The sequence below is a fragment of the Vibrio sp. 1F263 genome, assembly GCF_041439035.1.
GTDB lineage: Bacteria > Pseudomonadota > Gammaproteobacteria > Enterobacterales > Vibrionaceae > Vibrio > Vibrio tasmaniensis_A.
In genome coordinates this window covers 18,601-35,872 of record NZ_JBGONI010000036.1, presented here as the reverse complement: position 1 = coordinate 35,872, position 17,272 = coordinate 18,601, and the positions used below count along the sequence as shown (strand labels likewise).

The 17,272-nt window shown below is 42.7% G+C and carries 16 protein-coding genes; 9 read left to right on the top strand and 7 right to left on the bottom strand.

Annotation, left to right across the window (positions count from 1 at the left end; genetic code table 11):
• The first annotated feature begins 130 nt into the window (after window positions 1-130).
• Entirely contained in the window at window positions 131-442 is a 312-nt protein-coding gene (locus ACED25_RS18760) for a hypothetical protein (protein ID WP_029222827.1), read from the top strand.
• A gap of 94 nt (window positions 443-536) precedes the next feature.
• Here the strand turns inward: ACED25_RS18760 and ACED25_RS18755 are convergent, their stop codons facing one another.
• On the bottom strand, window positions 537-2,384 hold the full coding sequence (locus tag ACED25_RS18755) for a M3 family metallopeptidase (protein WP_371695869.1): 1,848 nt from the start codon (window positions 2,382-2,384) through the stop codon (window positions 537-539).
• A 221-nt stretch (window positions 2,385-2,605) separates the two neighbouring features.
• Here ACED25_RS18755 and ACED25_RS18750 point away from each other — a divergent pair, with 221 nt between their 5' ends.
• The 3 genes from ACED25_RS18750 (at window position 2,606) to dbpA (ending at window position 5,853) form a co-directional block, all read left to right on the top strand.
• Window positions 2,606-3,199, top strand: coding sequence for a hypothetical protein (locus tag ACED25_RS18750; RefSeq protein WP_371695868.1), 594 nt, complete (start codon window positions 2,606-2,608; stop codon window positions 3,197-3,199).
• A gap of 217 nt (window positions 3,200-3,416) precedes the next feature.
• Window positions 3,417-4,325 carry an aldo/keto reductase family oxidoreductase gene (locus ACED25_RS18745; protein ID WP_371695867.1) on the top strand — a complete coding sequence of 303 codons (909 nt, stop codon included), beginning with the start codon at window positions 3,417-3,419 and terminating at the stop codon, window positions 4,323-4,325.
• Window positions 4,326-4,473: 148 nt separating this feature from the next.
• On the top strand, window positions 4,474-5,853 hold the full coding sequence (dbpA, locus tag ACED25_RS18740; protein ID WP_371695866.1) for an ATP-dependent RNA helicase DbpA: 1,380 nt from the start codon (window positions 4,474-4,476) through the stop codon (window positions 5,851-5,853).
• Window positions 5,854-5,993: 140 nt separating this feature from the next.
• Here dbpA and ACED25_RS18735 read toward each other — a convergent pair whose 3' ends face one another.
• The gene (locus ACED25_RS18735; protein WP_009844771.1) at window positions 5,994-6,167 is read right to left on the bottom strand and encodes a hypothetical protein; all 174 of its coding nucleotides are present in this window, start codon (window positions 6,165-6,167) and stop codon (window positions 5,994-5,996) included.
• 261 nt (window positions 6,168-6,428) lie between these two features.
• Between ACED25_RS18735 and ACED25_RS18730 the strand changes: the two genes are divergently transcribed.
• Window positions 6,429-7,265, top strand: a complete 837-nt coding sequence (locus ACED25_RS18730) for a DUF6279 family lipoprotein (protein ID WP_371695865.1) — start codon at window positions 6,429-6,431, stop codon at window positions 7,263-7,265.
• An 82-nt stretch (window positions 7,266-7,347) separates the two neighbouring features.
• Here ACED25_RS18730 and ACED25_RS18725 read toward each other — a convergent pair whose 3' ends face one another.
• The 3 genes from ACED25_RS18725 to ACED25_RS18715 all read right to left on the bottom strand — a co-directional run bounded on the left by ACED25_RS18725 (window position 7,348) and on the right by ACED25_RS18715 (window position 9,751).
• Complete coding sequence (locus ACED25_RS18725; RefSeq protein ID WP_371695864.1) at window positions 7,348-7,971, bottom strand: PolC-type DNA polymerase III; 624 nt, start codon at window positions 7,969-7,971, stop codon at window positions 7,348-7,350.
• Between the two features lie 70 nt (window positions 7,972-8,041).
• Window positions 8,042-8,443 carry a PPC domain-containing DNA-binding protein gene (locus ACED25_RS18720; protein ID WP_371695863.1) on the bottom strand — a complete coding sequence of 134 codons (402 nt, stop codon included), beginning with the start codon at window positions 8,441-8,443 and terminating at the stop codon, window positions 8,042-8,044.
• A gap of 111 nt (window positions 8,444-8,554) precedes the next feature.
• Window positions 8,555-9,751 (bottom strand): DEAD/DEAH box helicase, encoded by a 1,197-nt coding sequence (locus ACED25_RS18715; protein WP_010431064.1) that lies wholly within the window; start codon window positions 9,749-9,751, stop codon window positions 8,555-8,557.
• Window positions 9,752-9,918: 167 nt separating this feature from the next.
• On the opposite strand from ACED25_RS18715, the gene bluB reads away from it, so the two are divergent.
• The 3 genes from bluB (at window position 9,919) to ACED25_RS18700 (ending at window position 14,019) form a co-directional block, all read left to right on the top strand.
• Window positions 9,919-10,575 (top strand): 5,6-dimethylbenzimidazole synthase, encoded by a 657-nt coding sequence (gene bluB, locus ACED25_RS18710; protein ID WP_017099782.1) that lies wholly within the window; start codon window positions 9,919-9,921, stop codon window positions 10,573-10,575.
• A gap of 124 nt (window positions 10,576-10,699) precedes the next feature.
• Window positions 10,700-12,355: an ABC transporter substrate-binding protein gene (locus ACED25_RS18705; RefSeq protein WP_371695862.1), complete on the top strand. Its 1,656-nt coding sequence runs from the start codon at window positions 10,700-10,702 to the stop codon at window positions 12,353-12,355.
• A 197-nt stretch (window positions 12,356-12,552) separates the two neighbouring features.
• Window positions 12,553-14,019: a hypothetical protein gene (locus ACED25_RS18700; RefSeq protein WP_371695860.1), complete on the top strand. Its 1,467-nt coding sequence runs from the start codon at window positions 12,553-12,555 to the stop codon at window positions 14,017-14,019.
• Between the two features lie 119 nt (window positions 14,020-14,138).
• Here the strand turns inward: ACED25_RS18700 and ACED25_RS18695 are convergent, their stop codons facing one another.
• Window positions 14,139-15,770 (bottom strand): NAD(P)/FAD-dependent oxidoreductase, encoded by a 1,632-nt coding sequence (locus ACED25_RS18695; protein ID WP_017098685.1) that lies wholly within the window; start codon window positions 15,768-15,770, stop codon window positions 14,139-14,141.
• Between the two features lie 254 nt (window positions 15,771-16,024).
• Between ACED25_RS18695 and fdxA the strand changes: the two genes are divergently transcribed.
• Window positions 16,025-16,348 (top strand): ferredoxin FdxA, encoded by a 324-nt coding sequence (gene fdxA, locus ACED25_RS18690; protein ID WP_009844780.1) that lies wholly within the window; start codon window positions 16,025-16,027, stop codon window positions 16,346-16,348.
• Window positions 16,349-16,445: 97 nt separating this feature from the next.
• On the opposite strand, the gene ACED25_RS18685 is transcribed toward fdxA, so the two are convergent.
• Entirely contained in the window at window positions 16,446-17,180 is a 735-nt protein-coding gene (locus tag ACED25_RS18685; RefSeq protein ID WP_017102457.1) for an RNA methyltransferase, read from the bottom strand.
• Window positions 17,181-17,272 lie beyond the last annotated feature (92 nt).

The following is a 17,272-nucleotide window of genomic DNA, read 5'->3' as shown; positions in this document are numbered from 1 at the left end:
ATCTGATTGCTATGGTGTGTCGCATGCCCGGTCGTTACACCATGTTCTCTTCGTTTTGCCGTTTAAGTATCCAACCGATATGTGGTTTGGCACTCAGTGTTATGAGTGGAATGATAATCTGGAGAATGTAATGGTTAAGAGCATTACTGCCAAGGGTGTTATTTACGGAAATGACACTCTGTTTACATGTAAACCGAATCGAAATGGATTATTTGAATTGGCGCGTAAACATGGAAGAGTTGCAGGTACTCGCCCGCAAGATCTCAAGAACAAGGTTTATGCTGAATCTCTTGATGAAGCTTGGAATTTACTCAAAACAGAAAAGTTTTATATTGTTTTGACAGGGCAGATATGTGGTATTCATAGGAAATCACTAAGAAGCCTTGATTCTGTCGACATTATTTTTGATGTTCAATCTCGTTTAAATTGTGTCACTGTGTAGGGTCGATGCTGTAAATAAAAAGGACGATTAAATATCGTCCTTTTTTTCGTTTGAGTTTTTTGGTTCAACCTTGCTTACAGATGCTCAGCACCCGCTATCGGCCGTATTGCCCAACGATAAAGTGTTCAAACTCATCACACATTTGAGAATTTGATTTGTCGTTATTCGCTAATTCAGTTGCTCCATCGACGATCGATATCTTCGCATTCAAATCAGCGACTGGTGCTCGCTCTCTTGTCGACAGCTGTTTGATTTTTTGATCTTCAATAGCCCAAGCTTCTTCTGGCGATAAGTTGCACTCGTCAGCGAGGTACTTGGCATTAAAACCTTCCCCAGTCAGGCTTTCGATTGTCCCATTATGATTCACGCTATTTCCTTGGTGCCAATAGTGCTTAGCTAACAAAGGGCCGATCTCCGGGTTATCCGTTAAGTAACCAAACTTATCGGTGAAATATGCACGAGTTTGATACACGGCCATATGAGCTAATAAGTAACCCTGATATGCGCAAGAGGCTTCATCCGACAATAGATGAGGGATCGCCATTAATGGGCGAGGGCTACAAGCCAATCCAAGAATCGTGTTCTCACTGCTACGAGCAAGAGCAGTGATCTTTTCAGGTGTCAGATCTTCATCCGCCAATTCGTAAAGTGCTCGTTCGAAATAGGGAACAACAAGAATGCTTCGTTCTTGGTAGGCTCTGAACGGTTGTTTGTTATCTATGATGGCTTTGATTAGCTCATCAGGTACTGCTTGGCCTTCTGAATCCAGGGCATATTGTTTTAGCCAATCGGCGTCATTCAATAAGCTGTCACAGAACATGGATTGAGTTTCGGCATAAGCCATCGATGTTGGTGCAAATTCTTGAGAGAAACAAGGCGCATTCATTTTAACATTAGCGAAATGTGCAGCGTGGCCGCCCTCGTGAAACAGCGTATTGATACCATCATAACCGCTGCCGATTTGGTCGGGCTTGGCGTTGCTCGTGAAGTTGACCTGTGCAGCTACCCAAGTATCTTGATCGTAGAAAGAAGGAACTGGCCCATGACAGAAACCGTTTGGATACTTTCCTTTACGATCAAGCAAATCTAATTTCAATGTTGCTTGTGAGTATTCGATATTAAGACGACCAAAAGACTCAACCCAACGCCTTAGTGACTTTGAAAATGGAACATAAGGGTCTAAGTCATTCATGACGTCACCTGCAAAAGAGTAGGTGAAATTATGGGCTTCTAGAGCGCTCTGACCTTTTTTCTGAGTTAAGCTCTCTAGGCTTTGTTGATGGTTATCTCGCGTGCGAACTTCAAAGTCATCCAGAATTGTAAACAGTTGCTCAGTTGTCATCTGCTCGGTTTTAACGACGGAATAATCAAAGAAGGTTTTAAACCCCAGTGATTGAGCAAATTGGTTACGTTTTTTGATGAGTTCAATGAAGCCGTTAGCCAGCAGCCACTGCTCTAAACCTAATAGTGTTTGGTGAGCTGAAAGCCTAACTTTTTCATTACTATTGGTTCTTATTGTTGAACCTAGAACCGGTAATGACCCTTCTGTGTGTTCGCCCGCTTCATTCACGTAAGTCATTACATGATTCTGTTTTTTCTCAAACAGTTCAGCCTCAAACTTTATGAGTTCGGCTTTAAGCTTCTGTGATTGCTCAGACTCAATAGCGTGAGATCTAAAGGTCGCTAACCAACCATTCAAGCCTGTTAGCGTGCTCTCTTTTTCTTGAGGGTCTTGAATTTCTTCGATAGTAGCGAGTTGCGTTTCGATAGCAGCAATTTGCTCGGCAGAGCTAAGAAATTCAGTCCACTGGGTCTGCGCGAGTGTCGAGCCATCATGGTCGTCACTGATCCCCATATAAGTATCCCAAAAGAAGTCTTCTTTCGCTTTATGAGTCGCAAGATACTTTTGGTTCAATTGGTTGAGATAGTTCGTTGCAGTCATGGACGTTCCTTGTAAATTATTCATTAATTTCAACATTATGACACATTCATGGGGTGTATTGTGTGACGACAGATATAACAGAGTGCAACTCTTCCTAGTATCAAGTTTGTTAATCTTATCTTTGAGCAATATTTTTAGTTTTATAGATGTAAATCGAGCGGTTATTGGTCGATTGGTCACGTATAATGCACGCTCCATACCGCGTGAAATAAGCACAATTAATGAGAACTCTTTTTGTCTTAATCCTACCTTTGTTATTGGCTCTTGGTACCTTTTCATTTTCTGCGCAAGGGAGTGAAAGCTGGTGGTTGCGAACGGTATTCAATAGCAAGCCAACTCAACCGAGCTCTCAAAACTATATTAACGATATCGATCTTATGGATTGTGGCGAAGTTGAAGGCACTCTGTTGTGCAGTGACTTAACCCAATATTACGATTTGGATGTTTATGTTGAACTGGAGTTGGGTGACTCTAGCGTCGAAGTGGTTCGCATAAATCTGCCATATTCGAACCTAAGTTACACAAGGCTTCAGGCGTATCTTCGTCAAGATGGTTTTGCTCTCAGTTCAATTCGCATTGGAGAGGATGATTTTGATGTCGTCGCTCAACTCGAACAAGCGAAACGTGAGGGAGTTGGTTACGACAAGGTAGATAAACAACTCGTAGAATTCATCAACTCACCACATCATTCCTCTGAGCAAATGAGTGTATGGAATGTGCCTAGCTCTTCCTCATCTTCTTCTAGTTCTTCAGCCCCTTGGATTAAGTTACATAGTGATGGTGACAAGTTAACGGTTGAACTAAATCGCTTTTAATTGCTCAAATTTATAGATGGTTTCGTCATTCATCAGAGTAAACAAGCCTTTCAGGAGAACGGCTCACGGGCAGACAGCAAGTTATAATTCATTTAAGTGTTCGTTTTTCTGTGGCTCTCACATTTTTAGTAAGCGTTTACCTTTGCCATTTGTTATACGTTGAGCCTTCGGTAAAACGAGCTTAGGATACGTTCAGTATTGATAAAGGAGACAACCCATGGTTGCAAAAGTAACGGTAGCGCCACAAGGCCCAGAACTTTCTGAGCTGGTGCAAGGATACTGGCGTACAGCTGAGTGGGGTATGACCCCGCAACAACGTCTGACTTTCCTAAAGCAGCACATTGATCTTGGCATCACAACGGTTGATCACGCGGACATTTACGGTAACTACCAATGTGAAAAGTTGTTTGGTGAAGCATTAGCGCTTGAGCCAAGCCTTCGTGATGATATTCAAATCGTCACCAAGTGCGACATCAACTTGTGTGGTGACCACACTCCAGATCGCAAGATCAATCACTATGACACCAGCGCGCACCATATTTACCAATCAGTAAATAACTCTCTAGAGCGTTTGGGTGTAACCGAACTTGATGTATTACTGATTCATCGCCCTGACGTATTGATGGACGCGGATGAAGTGGCAGAAGCGTTCGCTGAACTACATAAGGTAGGTAAAGTTAAGCACTTCGGTGTCTCTAACTTTTCACCGCGTCAGTTCGACTTACTGCAATCTCGACTAGGTAAGCCACTAGTGACTAACCAAGTTGAAATCAACCCATTGAACTTCGAAGTAGCTCATGATGGCACGCTAGATCAACTGCAGATGAACCGTATTCGTCCAATGGCGTGGTCTTGTCTCGGTGGTGGTAGCATCTTTAGTGGCGATTCAGCACAAGCGATTCGTGTTCGTAATGAACTAGAAGCCATTCGCCAAGAAGTGGGTGCAGATAGTATTGACCAAGTAATTTACGCTTGGGTTCGTCGATTACCGTCTAATCCGATTACTATTATTGGTTCAGGTAAGATTGAGCGAGTGAAAACGGCCGTTGATTCACTGAAAATCGAACTGACTCGTGAGCAATGGTATCGCGTTTGGGTTGCCTCTAAAGGTCACGGTGTGCCATAAGAAGTAATTCGAAAATGACGATAAGCCAGCCAACAAAGCTGGCTTTTTTGTGTTCGCCTAACCTATTTCTTCAAAACTGTGATTAAGGTGGAATAATTTTCAAAAACACTCATAATGCACTCTGTTTTTCACCAGTTGGATATTTCCATTGAGCACTTCAAAATTCTCTTCAATCGCCCTTAAGTCAGAGCTTCTAAATACGTTAGATTCTCTTGGTTATACTGAAATGACGCCTATTCAAGCGTTAAGTCTTCCTACTATTCTGGATGGCAAGGATGTTATCGGTCAGGGTAAAACGGGTTCAGGTAAAACAGCTGCTTTTGGTTTAGGCGTGCTGCAAAACCTACGCGTTAAGCGTTTCCGTGTTCAGTCTTTAGTGTTATGTCCGACTCGTGAGCTAGCAGACCAAGTAGCAAAAGAGATCCGTACTCTTGCTCGTGGTATTCACAATATTAAAGTGCTGACACTATGTGGCGGTATGCCAATGGGCCCACAAATTGGTTCATTAGAGCATGGCGCACACATTCTTGTGGGCACTCCTGGTCGTATCCTGGACCACCTAGAGAGAGACCGTATTGACCTGTCTGAGTTGAACACACTTGTGTTAGATGAAGCCGACCGCATGCTGGAAATGGGTTTCCAAGATGCACTAGATGCTGTTATTGAAGCAGCACCAAAAGATCGTCAAACGTTATTGTTCAGTGCAACTTTCCCTAAACAGATTAAATCTGTTGCAGACCGTATCATGAATAACCCTGAAATGGTGAAGGTTGAATCAACGCACGATCACTCAAGCATCCAGCAACACTTTTATAAGGTTGAAGGTACTGAAGCTCGTGATGACGCACTAGAGCTAATGCTTCTTCATCATCAACCAGAGTCAGCGGTTGTGTTCTGTAATACTAAGAAAGAAGTACAGAACGTAAACGACGAGCTAAGCCACCGTGGCTTCAGTGTTATTGAGCTTCATGGCGACATGGAACAGCGTGAACGTGACCAAGCTTTGGTTCAGTTCTCAAATAAAACCATCTCTATCTTGGTTGCAACAGATGTTGCTGCTCGTGGTCTTGATGTTGATAACCTAGATGCTGTGTTCAACTTTGAGTTGTCTCGCGATCCTGAAGTTCACGTACACCGCATCGGTCGTACTGGACGTGCAGGAAGCAAAGGTGTTGCAATTAGCTTCTTTAGTGAAAAAGAGATGCACCGTGTTGCTCAAATTGATGAGTACATGGATATGCCAATCGAACCGTCTCAGTTGCCAGCTAAACCAATTGCTAAGCCGTACTACTCAAACATGGTAACTATCCAGATTGATGGTGGTAAGAAAGCGAAACTTCGCGCAGGTGATATCCTTGGTGCGTTGACAGGCCAAGGCGGTATTGATGGTAAATCAGTAGGTAAGATCAACTTGTTCGCGATGCGCGCTTACGTTGCTGTAGAAAGATCAATGGCTAAGAAAGCATTAGGCAAAATCGAATCAGGTAAGATGAAGGGTCGTCAGTTCCGCGCCCGAATTCTGAAATAATTCGAGACTGAATCCCTTTGCTGCGATATGTCTAATTAACGAGATTGCTACTTAATGACATTGCAGTAAAGGGTGTTCCACAAAATGCCACTCAAGTTTACTCTCTTAGGTTTATCGACCTAGTTCTCTTTACCAAAGCATTATTCATCGGGTCTTATCGAATAAAGATCGTTGATATGTTTTCCCTCGCTAAGATACCAAGTCATCGCTTCCTTTCGATTGTGAACCAATATCGTGATTGTGGTTATTGAACCATCGTCAAAATAACAAAGCTCATATTCTAAATCGCTTGGATGATCAGGAATAGCGGCCATAGCTCCCCTCCCAAATATCAATCATTTGAAATACGCCAACCCAACTCATTTATAGGGTTCGTATTGCGTCAAATGAGTAATAAAAATCAAGTTACATCACTGCTATTAATTATTTTTAGTTTAATCATTTGCCGAAATAGTTAGATTAGCAAGTCTGAGTCTCAATTTATCCGAAAGTTTTTACGAGAACCCAATTTTGTAGCTAATGTTATAAGATCGTCTTGAGGTTCGTTGTTGAGTAAAATGTTGTGAGAGGGTGTAATGAGAAAGTGTCGTTGGTTAGTCTTATTAAGCTGTTTTCTATTCTCTGGCTGCGGGACTAAATTTGCCTATAACAATATAAGCTGGTTTGCGGTTAGCTATATTGAAGACTTTGTTTCTCTATCCAATAGTCAAGAATCAGAGCTCGAAGAGCACCTCGACTTATTACAGCAATGGCATAAAGAAACTCAACTGCCGTTATATATTTCGCAATTAGAAGTGATCCAAAACACAGACCGTTCTGATATGAGTTCTGCTTTTATCACTGAACAAAGTGACCAAATTAAAGACCATATTCGCTCAATCGTTAGTAAGTTCTCTCCCGATATTTACGCTTTAAGCATGCAGTTTAACCCTAAACAAGATAAGGAATTCTTAAAGAACTTTAGGGAAAAGCAGCAAGAATATTACGAAGAAAGATTATCATTGAATGATGAAGATTCGAGAGAACGTTATCGAAGTCGAATTGAAGATCGGTTAGAGCGATGGCTAGGGACGGTATCGAAAGAGCAAAAAAAGATTATTCTTGCTTGGTCCCAAAAGTGGGTAAATACCAACGATAACTGGCGCCAATATCAAAATAATACCTACCAAGATTTATCGACACTGATGGAAAAGAAAAGCGACTTAGATATAGCTCAGCCGATTATTATGAACTTACTTTTGAACAATGAAGCTTATTACCCTGAAGGACTTGAGCCTGAGCTTAACAAGAACATGCAGACATCAGCCAATTTTTTAGTCGATATCGTAGAAAGCAGTACGAATAAGCAGTGGGCTTATTTCATGAGTGAATTAGCAAGCCTTAAAGGAACATTTGAATCACTGCAGGAGTAGAGTCTTCTTTCGTTCTAAAGGCTAGTAGTTATCCATGTGACTAGCCTGTCAATCAAACTTGAAGGGGAGAGAGTTTAGATATTTAATTTCTGTTGCTCATCAGCAGCTTTGGAATAGAGCCTTTAGCGGTCTTAGATATTTTCTGCATCAGTTGAAAACTCGGCTGTTGAATGCCGTGGTCACTTTGAAGCTCATCAATCATCAATAACCACAACCGTGCTGTCATTTCTGAATCGGCTAACGCTCTGTGGAAAGTACCGTCGTTGTCGATATTCTTAAAGCGCACAAGGTCGCCTAGCTTATGAGTCGGCGCATCTTGGATTAGGCGGCGAGCAATCAACATTGAGCAAGCGAACTTGCCTGTGTAGTCTCGGCCAATAAAGTCTAATTCCGCATCGAGAAAGCGCTTATCAAACGATGCATTGTGAGCAACAAGTTGGCTGCCTTGGATAAAGTCTGCAAACTCATCCATCACTTCACTGCAACTGGCCGCTGTGCTTAACATACGGTTACTGATTCCGGTATAGCTTTCAATGAATCCACTAACACGAAACCCTGGGTTCATGAGTTGCTGAAAGGTGTCGACGACTTCGCCGTTAACTAATTTAACCGCACCGATTTCAATCGCTCGGTCACCCATGTTTGGTGATAAGCCTGTGGTTTCGAAATCGAGAACGATAACGGAGTCTGCGGAGTTTGAAGCCATCGTGTTTCCTAATTACTATTGGGTGGTATCGCTTTATATGAGGCGTTTGGTGCTGCTATCAGTGAAGCTATTATGTGTTACTGCTGATAGTGAGCTCAGTGTAACCCGTCGTATCATCATGCTCTCTGTTGAAGGTCAAAGTATCGTAACGGTGCACAATTAATTCAGCGGTGGTGGCGATAATCGTTCCCTCAAGCAGATGCCCGCCAATCACGTCACCATTTTCATCAGCAACGGATATATGAATATGCTGGTGGTTCGGGGTTAGCGTTGCCATCACAGATACGATTTCGAATGGAGCTTTGATTAGCTTGGTGTTGTTTGCATTAGCCAGACGAATATTGAGTTGAGAAACACACCCGACACAAGACGCGACAGAGCCCGCTGAGATATTGTGCGCTGTCACTAGCTTTTGGATCTCAAGCTTTAGGTCTTGGCCTCGGGTTAATCTCGTTGCGATAGGAGTGATCATCTTATTGCCTCAATTTTATTTGTATTTCTAAGAGCAAAACGAAGCCACATGGGCTTCGTTTTATTTTCATTTTGGCTAATGCGACTTTTTCATTTCTATAGCTGAAATTACTTAGTCTTGTTGCTGCTCTCTTTTCTTCTTAGGAACGAAGTTCAATACAGAGATTGGCACTTCTTTGCGTGGTTCAAAACCTTCAACAACACGACGTTCAATCAAGTGACCAAGACGTTTTTCGATAATGCACAGGTTCTTGAAGTTGTCTTTCGATAGGAAAGAGATCGCTTCACCAGATGCATCAGCACGGCCAGTACGACCAATACGGTGAACATAATCATCTGCTGGGAATGGGATGTCGTAGTTTACTACGCGGCTTAGATTATCGATATCGATACCACGAGCAGCAACACCTGTCGCAACTAGATATTTTAGACGACCTTTCTTAAAGTCAGCCAGAATCTTTTCACGAATCGCTTGGCTACGTCCACTGTGGAAAGCTTCAGCTTGGATGCCACGTTTTTCAAGTTGGGCAACTAGCTTAGCCGCGCCGTGCTTAGTCTCGATAAAGATAAGCGCTTGGTCCCACTCACCGTCAGTGATCATGTGGCTTAAAAGTGCAGACTTACGGTCTTTATCTACGGTCACTAACCATTGCTCAATGTTCGCTTTAGAAGCGTCAGTTTTGGCAATTGAAATCTCTTCCGCTTCACTGATTGCGCTTTTCGCTAGCGCACGAACTGGCGTTGATAGCGTTGCTGAGAACAACAGGTTTTGAATGTTTTGTGGCAAACGCGCGATGATCTTGTTGATGTCTTCGATGAAACCCATGTCTAGCATGCGATCGGCCTCATCAAGAACCAGTACTTCAACTTCATCAAAATGAACGGCACGTTGTCCGTACATATCGATTAAACGACCTGGAGTTGCCACAAGAATATCGACACCTTCGATCAAGCGGTCTTTCTGGTGTTGGTAAGACACGCCACCGTACATCGCTAGTGATGTTAGGTTTAGGAACTTCGCGTATTTAGTAATGTTCTGTTCAACCTGAATCGCAAGCTCACGAGTTGGTGTCAGAATAACAGCGCGAATACGTTTTTTACGTTGTGTTTCACCTTTACTTAGCATTTCTAAGATAGGGAGAACAAAGCTCGCAGTTTTACCTGTACCTGTTTGTGCAGCAGCAATTAGGTTCTTACCAGAAAGCACAATCGGAATTGCTTTTTCTTGAATAGAGGTTGGCTTTTCATAGCCTTGTTTTGCAACGGCTTTAACAATAGGTGAGCTTAATCCAAGCTTGGAAAATGGCATAAGTTTCTCGGTATGATTTGGCTAAATAGCGATGGAAAGGTTTAACAATCTTATACAAGGATAAGATTAATGGCGGCATTCTACCATGTTGCTTGTGTACTACTAGCAACATACACACTTTAGTTGGATAATACTGGCTCAATAAGACGACGATAAGACAGGGATGTATGGAAATTACGCCGAATGAACGCGATGCAGTATATAAAACGATTTTTTCTCGCCGAGATGTTCGTGGTCAGTTTCTTCCTGATGAGATCCCAGAAGACGTTTTGATGCGTGTGCTAACCGCAGCGCACCATGCTCCCAGTGTTGGCTTTATGCAGCCTTGGGATTTTGTCGTTGTCCGTGATATCGAAACCAAGCAACAAATCAAAGCCGGTTTTAATCAGGCTCATGCGGAATCCGCGGAAATGTTCACCGATGAAAAGCAGGCAATGTATAAGCGTCTAAAGTTGGAAGGCATCGTCGAATCACCGATCGGTGTCTGCGTGACTTGCGATCGCAACCGAACCGGAAAGGTCGTGTTAGGTAGAACCATCAAACAAGAGATGGATCTGTACAGCACCGTGTGTGCGGTTCAAAACCTATGGCTGGCAGCTAGAGCCGAAAACCTAGGCTTAGGGTGGGTGAGTATCCTGCATGACTCAACACTGCGAGACGCATTAGATATACCAGAAAACATCGATATTGTGGCGTACCTGTGCATTGGTTACGTTGACCACTTCAAAGATAAGCCAGAACTTGAAACCATGGGTTGGTTACCAAGAAGAGACGTCAATTCAGCGATTCATGAAGGTAAGTGGAGCCCTAGTAAAACGGAGTGATTAAAGGCTTTTTTATCTAATTTATTGATATTTAAAGCCAAAACTTGTTATAGATATTTCAGTGTAAAGTTTAATTCATACTGATATTAATGACATTTGACATACAGCTCTAGTCTGGAATTCAATGAACGACGCTAACTTACGTAGACTTCAACAACTTATTGCAAAGTATGAAATAGGTGAAGAGTATCATCTAACGATCGATGATCTCGAACACTCGCTATCGACTTCTCGCAGAAACACTTCGATCATTCTTAAATGCTTATCGGAATATCGCTGGATTTGTTGGATTCCGTCTAAAGGGAGAGGGAAGCTTAGCCAATTTAGAATTTTGGTCAGTTTTCCCGAAGCATTAGAACAAGTGTTAGCGCTTCAGTTAGAACAGGGGGGCTTTAATGTTATTCCCCGTCTTCTAGAAAGCTATGGTGATGCGGCAATAAAGGCACTGACGCTAGCGACTGAAAAACATAGTCTGTTCAATCAACAACATGACCATTTACTGATCACTCAATATCCGTGGGTCGATAACCTTGAGCCAGCCAAAACATACCGAACTGCTGAACATCACATCTTAAGAAGCCTCTACAATACGCTACTCGTCCAAGGTCATGATGGAAATCCCCAAGCGAGCCTCGCGCACCATTGGAAGATGGAAGGGCGCTTTCTGCATTTTTGGTTGAGACCGAATGTGTTATTCCATGACGGTGAAACTTTAACGGCCAAAGATGTTGCTCAATGTTTGTTGCAGCTAAAAAATATTGAAGGTCCGGTACAGTCTTTATTTGATCAGGTCAGTGATGTTCAAGTGGTGGGTGATAAACAACTGACTATTGAGCTGACATACGCAAACCCAATGTTTCTCCATGCTTTGACTAGTCCACACGCGTCTATTTATCGTCGTAAGCGTACTTATTTTTCGAGTGGCCGCAGTGCCTATATCGGAACAGGACCTTTCTCATTGGATGATTGGAGCGAAGAGCGCTTGGTTCTTAAACGTCACCGAGGTTACTTTGCTCAAAATGCCTTGTTAGAACAAATAACGCTTACCGACATAGAAGGTTTAAATGACCACACTCTGAGTTTTAATAAATCTGGCGTCGCTGAAGAAACCACCATTAATGCACTTTCGTATCTTGCGGTTAATCGTAGAGAAAAATCAGGTATAACCCCTGAAGAACTCGACAGGCTGGTATCGTTTATTAAGTCCAGTAGTAAAGAGTTCGATGCTGATATGGTGGCCGATGACTTGTCTTTCTCGCTTCGCGAATTAGCGTCCAGTAATCCAATTCCTAATTTGACGGGTACTGTTGTGTTAACACGACCTAGAATGACGATTCCTTTACTTCAAGAGATGGCTGATTGGCTACAACAAACTATTGTAAAGACAGGTGTTGCTATTGAAATTGTTGAGCTTCCCAACATCAGTGACCCTAGCTCCATGAGTGAGTCGGCAGACTTGTTATTCATTGAAGAAGTTATCGAACAGCCTGCCGATTACGGCCTTTACGATTGGCTACTTGCTTCATCTGGGCTTAGATTCATTTTCAACAGTTCTGAGATGAAGGCGCATTGCGAGAGAGTTAGAGCCGCTGTGAGTGGCGAGAACCTAATGAGCGACTTGAAAGAGATTGAAGGTTCGCTTTATCAACAGAAGTTACTTTGTCCGTTATTTCACGGTAAAGAGAAGGTTTTTAATAGTGTTGAGGTTCATGGCGTAGAGGTTAACCAAACCGGTTATAGTGATTTTTATAAGCTTTGGATAACTTCGAGCGAGAAGTAGTTAGTCCATTTTTACCCCATTTACCCATTTTTTAGTTTCTGTTCAAAATGAAAACATGCACGAATCGGCTAGCACTCTTTCATGTTTCTTTTGAATACCAATCGTTATTATGACTGGTCATGACTATCACAGTCATTCTCGGTCATCCCCCCAATGGCAACCCTACTTATTAATGTATTTTATTAGGATCTCATCGAATGAAACTTAAGCTTATTTCTATCGCACTTATAGCTGGTGGTCTTGCTGCTTGTGGCGGGGGAGGTGGCGGTGGTAGCAGCAGTACAAGTGCTACCGCTCCTCAAACAAAAACCTTACAAGGTGTTGCCATTGACGGGTATATTTCCGGTGCGACCGCGTTTCTAGACATCAATTATAATGGTGTATTGGATGAGGGAGAGCCAAGTAGTATCACGGACGATGAAGGCAGTTATCAATTGTCTTTAACTGGTTCTAACTCTGACTGTATGGACTATGCCCCAATTGTAGTGAATGTTCCGGTCGGTGCTATTGATGCGGATAGCCCTAATTCGCCGATTACTGAACCTTATCAATTAGTCTTCCCACCAGTAATGACAGTGAGTTCTGACCAAGAAATTAAATCTACTACGCCACTTACTACCGTTTTATGGAATCAGATCCAAGCCGACCTATATAAAGGTGGTTTAAACAGTTGTTCCGCTTTGAAGCAAGCTGTAAACACTCAAAATAGCATTATCCAAAATGTGAAGGAACATGATTTCCGAATTGCGAATCGATATAACATTGCAGTGAAAGACTTGTATGGCGACTTCGTCAAAGCCCAAAACACTGAGCTTTATGAATTAGCGCAGAAAATGATGCCAGCCATTAAAAAGTCGTATCAAGAGACTAAAGATATTCAAAAAGAAAACCCCAAAGCTCAGCAAGCCTATGTTGATTATTACTGGGAGCATTGGGACTATTCTAAAAAGAACGAAATTAATAAGTGGTATAAAGTTAAAACAGTGATGACTGCTGACAAGCTGATTGTTATTGAACATGAAGTGTCAGCTGATCTACAAACAGAACTAGAATTAAATAAGCACATTGAGCGTAATAGCCAGAAGAAAAATGGTTTGGAATATGACAAGGAAGCTTGGTTTTCATTGAGTAGTGATGGAACGCAGCACTCGTGTTCAGTTCAGGAAACAATTAAACAACAGGTGCAACCCAATTCACTAACCACCTTTGGTGTAAAGAATAGTGGTTGGTCTCAACAGCCTGATTGGGAAAGCTGTTCCACTCAAAGTGTGGGTAATGGATTTAGCCAAACTTTAACGTCAGATGTTGTTGGTGATTATAAAGACCAGTTTACTCAAACTCAGGTGAAGTACCATTATGGTTCAAATGCTCCTTACCCTGAGTGGGTCAATTTAGGTGATACTTTATCTAATATCTCACGAAGCGACTTTGATGTATTAAACTATCTATCAGTTGATTTCAATGAGAACACTTCTCACGGTTCAGATAGCTGGACTCGTCATAAATATGCGCAAATTGAAAATACACCGTTTGATTATACTCAGACGATAACGTCTAAAGATTCTCAAGGTAACTGGACTAGAGGTTATTATTACCAGAATGGGACAAGTCTGTTTGAGTGTTCAAATGATGGTGTGAACTGGTCAAAAAACACTTGTAAGTAAAGCCCGTCGATACCGAGTAAATCTAGATAATCCGTATGCAATAAAAAATCCAGTGTCTACAAGGCACTGGATTTTTAGTTTTGGCTGACCGTTATTTAGCTTTGGTTTATCGAAAGAGTCTAAGCGATCTCAATCTTCTCAGCTTGGTTCTGTTCTACCATAGACAGTGCTAGCGCTTCCGCCGCTTTAATACCATCGATACCAGCAGATAGGATACCACCCGCGTAGCCTGCGCCTTCACCAGCAGGGAAGAAGCCCTTAAGGTTGATGCTTTGGTAGTCTTTACCACGCTTGATACATACAGGAGAAGACGTACGAGTCTCAACACCGGTTAGTAGGCCGTCTGGCGTAGAGAAACCTTTGATCTTCTTCTCGAATGCTGGGATTGCTTCACGAATCGCTTCGATAGCAAAATCAGGCAGTGCTTTTGAAATATCAGTTAGGTGGATACCCGGTGTGAATGATGGTTTTACTTCACCGATTTCACTTGGATCGCGACCTTTTAGGAAGTCACCGATTTTCTGTGCAGGGGCATCGTAGTTCTCGCCACCTAGAACATAAGCGGCACTTTCTAATTCACGCTGTAAACGGATACCTGCTAGTGCATCACCTGGGTAATCGCGTTCAGGGTCGATCCCCACAACGATAGCACTGTTTGCGTTACGTTCTGCACGAGAGTATTGGCTCATACCATTGGTGACTACGCGGCCTTCTTCAGAAGTCGCTGCAACCACAGTACCACCCGGGCACATACAGAAGCTGTATACAGTGCGGCCATTTTTACAGTGGTGGACCAGCTTGTAGTCCGCCGCACCTAGAATTGGGTTGCCTGCGTTTTTACCGAAGCGAGCTTCATCGATCATCGCCTGTTTGTGTTCGATACGGAAACCAACAGAAAAAGGCTTAGCTTCCATGTAAACGCCACGTTCGTGCAGCATTTCAAACGTATCACGAGCACTATGGCCAACAGCCAGTACAACGTGACGAGATTTGATCTCTTCACCGTTAGAAAGCGTTAAGCCAGTGATTTGACCGTCTTCCATGTGAACGTCATCAACGCGAGTGCTGAATCGGATTTCGCCACCTAGCTCAATGATAGAAGCACGCATCTTCTCGATCATGGTAACCAGTTTAAAGGTACCGATGTGCGGCTTACTTACGTATAGGATTTCTTCAGGTGCACCTGCAGCAACGAATTCTTCGATTACTTTACGGCCGTAGTGCTTTGGATCTTTAACTTGGCTGTAAAGCTTACCGTCAGAGAATGTACCTGCGCCGCCTTCACCAAACTGTACGTTTGATTCAGTGTTCAGTGTACGCTTACGCCAGAAACCAAAGGTATCTTTCGTACGTTCACGAACTTCTTTGCCACGCTCAACGATGATTGGATTGAAGCCCATTTGAGCAAGCACTAAGCCAGCGAACAAACCACAAGGGCCAAAGCCGATAACAACAGGGCGCTCGGTTTGGTTCTCAACCGCTTTAGCCACGAATTTGTACTCCATGTCAGGAGTCACTTTTACATGCGGGTCGCTAATGAATTGCTCTAACAACTCAGCTTCGTTTTCAACGAGAACATCAAGCGTGTAGATAAGTAAGATTTTTGATTTCTTACGAGCATCGTAGCCACGTTTAAAGATATTAAAAGAAAGTACCTGATCAGAATTAATGCCAAGCTTTGCTTCAATCGCGTCTTGAATGGCTGATTCTTCGTGGTCTAGAGGGAGTTTAATTTCGGTTAAACGTATCATTTCGATGTCTCGTCTTTATAGGTGTCTTAGCTAGACCGCTTCTAAACGCAGAGTTTGATGAAAACGCTGATGTTGAAAGAAGCGATAAGCTCACAATGGCGCGCATTTTACGAGAAATTGATTTATCTGTCATACTAATTTGGAAACATGGAGCAAATAGACACGATATTAGAGCCGTATGATGTTGAATTTTGCCTTGGGATGAGTATTATCCTCCATTCTTCAATTTTGACTAACTTATAGAGCAGAGCATCATGGCATTTGTCGTAGGCGATAACTGTATTCAATGTAAATACACAGACTGTGTGGCGGTATGCCCCGCAGATGCGTTCCATGAAGGCCCGAATTTCATGGTAATCAACCCAATCGAATGCATTGATTGTGGTTTATGTGTACCTGAATGCGATGCTCAAGCGATCTTCCAAGAAGATGATCTGCCAGAAGATCAAAAGATCTTTATTGAAGTGAATGCCGAGCTTGCCGAAATCTGGCCGGTACAAACTGAAGTTAAAGCACCGATGGATGAAGCTGAAAAGTGGAATGGTGTCGCTGATAAGTTGGCAATGCTAGAAAAGTAATTGTTGAAAAGAACTCAAATAAAAAGGCGTACTGATTTAATCAATACGCCTTTTTTAATATCTGAGCAGTGTCGACTGGCTCGTTAGCTTATGAAATTTAGCTATGCTGACGACGCATGTTGTCGAGAATAATACCTGTCGCCATTGCTACATTCAGAGACTCTGCGCCACCGAATGCTGGAATCGTAATCTTGTCTGTCACGAATTTAGCGGCGTGTTCACGAATACCGTGAGACTCACTGCCCATCAGTAAAATACCGTTGGCAGTAAATTCCGTCTTATGAACACTTTCACCTTCTAAGAACGCTCCGTAAACAGGCAGGTTCGCTTGCTCTAAGTATTCAGGTAAGTCTGTTTGGCTTACGTGTACTCGGCCAAAGCTGCCCATGGTCGCGCTGATCGTTTTCGGGTTGTATGGGTCTGCACAATCGCTGCTCGCAACGATATGCTTAATGCCATACCAGTCTGCTACGCGAATAATCGTACCTAGGTTGCCCGGATCAGATACACCATCCAGTGCAATCATTAACCCAGTAGCTTTTGGTAATTCAAACGTTGGAATCTCAACAACAGCAATCGCCGCATTGTTACTCACCAAAGTACTCGCTCTGGTTAGGTCATCCAGTGAAGCTTCAACACAATCAAACTCAAACAGTGACGCGTGATTTTCAGATAAGAAATCAGCCGTAGCAAAGACGTTCTTTACGACTAAGTCACTATTGAACAGCTCAAGTACGTTTTTTTCACCTTGAACTAGAAACAGGCCGTGGGCTTTACGTTGTTTCTTTTGGCCCAAAGCACGAAGGAGTTTTAATTGGTTTTTTGAAATCATGTTTTTATCCTAGATATAAGCCCGCGCATTATAGAGCAAAGGTTGGATAACCAAAAGCGTGATAACTCAATGCGATCCACTAAAAAGCAAAA

Bases quoted from the DNA above. Each gene is read 5' to 3' on its own strand.
- ACED25_RS18755 (WP_371695869.1), bottom strand. From the start codon at position 2,384: ATGACTGCAACGAACTATCTCAACCAATTGAACCAAAAGTATCTTGCG.
- ACED25_RS18715 (WP_010431064.1), bottom strand. From the start codon at position 9,751: ATGCCATTTTCCAAGCTTGGATTAAGCTCACCTATTGTTAAAGCCGTT.
- bluB (WP_017099782.1), top strand. From the start codon at position 9,919: ATGGAAATTACGCCGAATGAACGCGATGCAGTATATAAAACGATTTTT.
- ACED25_RS18760 (WP_029222827.1), top strand. From the start codon at position 131: ATGGTTAAGAGCATTACTGCCAAGGGTGTTATTTACGGAAATGACACT.
- ACED25_RS18735 (WP_009844771.1), bottom strand. From the start codon at position 6,167: ATGGCCGCTATTCCTGATCATCCAAGCGATTTAGAATATGAGCTTTGT.
- ACED25_RS18730 (WP_371695865.1), top strand. From the start codon at position 6,429: ATGAGAAAGTGTCGTTGGTTAGTCTTATTAAGCTGTTTTCTATTCTCT.
- ACED25_RS18700 (WP_371695860.1), top strand. From the start codon at position 12,553: ATGAAACTTAAGCTTATTTCTATCGCACTTATAGCTGGTGGTCTTGCT.
- ACED25_RS18750 (WP_371695868.1), top strand. From the start codon at position 2,606: ATGAGAACTCTTTTTGTCTTAATCCTACCTTTGTTATTGGCTCTTGGT.
- ACED25_RS18745 (WP_371695867.1), top strand. From the start codon at position 3,417: ATGGTTGCAAAAGTAACGGTAGCGCCACAAGGCCCAGAACTTTCTGAG.
- fdxA (WP_009844780.1), top strand. From the start codon at position 16,025: ATGGCATTTGTCGTAGGCGATAACTGTATTCAATGTAAATACACAGAC.
- ACED25_RS18705 (WP_371695862.1), top strand. From the start codon at position 10,700: ATGAACGACGCTAACTTACGTAGACTTCAACAACTTATTGCAAAGTAT.
- ACED25_RS18720 (WP_371695863.1), bottom strand. From the start codon at position 8,443: ATGATCACTCCTATCGCAACGAGATTAACCCGAGGCCAAGACCTAAAG.
- ACED25_RS18725 (WP_371695864.1), bottom strand. From the start codon at position 7,971: ATGGCTTCAAACTCCGCAGACTCCGTTATCGTTCTCGATTTCGAAACC.
- ACED25_RS18685 (WP_017102457.1), bottom strand. From the start codon at position 17,180: ATGATTTCAAAAAACCAATTAAAACTCCTTCGTGCTTTGGGCCAAAAG.
- ACED25_RS18695 (WP_017098685.1), bottom strand. From the start codon at position 15,770: ATGATACGTTTAACCGAAATTAAACTCCCTCTAGACCACGAAGAATCA.